Genomic DNA, 726 nt, shown 5'->3' on the forward strand with positions numbered 1-726 from the left:
GAGTCACCGCGCGATCCTTCAGTCGCTGGACATCGACGTTCCGACCGTGGTGATCGGTGGCATTCGCTACAACCGGGTGGGACGCTGCGATGCGCCGTACCACACCATGGCCGGATCGGTATCGATCGAGCGGTCGTTGTACCGTCAATCGGGCCAACGCGGGGGCCAGCCTGGAGGAAGGGTGGTGGACGCGGTGAGCTTGCGGGCGGGAGTCGTTGGGGACGGCTGGCTTCCGCATGCAGCGCGGGCCATGGCCCATACGGTGCAGCAAGGGACATCGCGTGAAGCCGAAGCCAGCGCGCGAGAGTATGGGCGGCTGCCCTACTCGCGCTCGAGCTTCGAGAAGGTGGCGCACCTGGTCGGGGCCCTCGCGGTGGCGGATCGAGAGGACATCGAGGATGCCTTGATCGACGCCTACGAGGTGCCCGAAGAGGCGAGCTCGATCAGCATTTCTCTCGATCGCGTCAGTATCCCCATGGAGGAGCCTCGGCCTCGGCCGGTCGGTCGACCCAAGAGGGGAGCACCGCGGCGGCCGATCGAACGGAAGTTCCACATGGCCTACTGCGGGGCCGTGACTCTTCACGACACGACCGGGGCAGCACTTCATACGATCCGCTACGGCTGCATGCCCGAAGGGGACATCCTTGGGCTGCGCAATCGCCTAGTCGCCGATGTAGCTACGCTGAGGAGTAAGCGCTCGGGTCTGAGGCTCCAGCTACTTTGCGA

At 65.4% G+C, this 726-nt stretch carries 1 protein-coding gene; it reads left to right on the forward strand.

What is annotated here, in order from left to right; translation table 11 throughout:
* Positions 1-726 (forward strand): ISKra4 family transposase (locus tag GY769_12845; GenBank protein MCP4202807.1); only part of this gene is annotated, 726 nt, incomplete at both ends.

The organism is bacterium (assembly GCA_024224155.1).
Lineage (GTDB): Bacteria > Acidobacteriota > Thermoanaerobaculia > Multivoradales > JAHEKO01 > CALZIK01.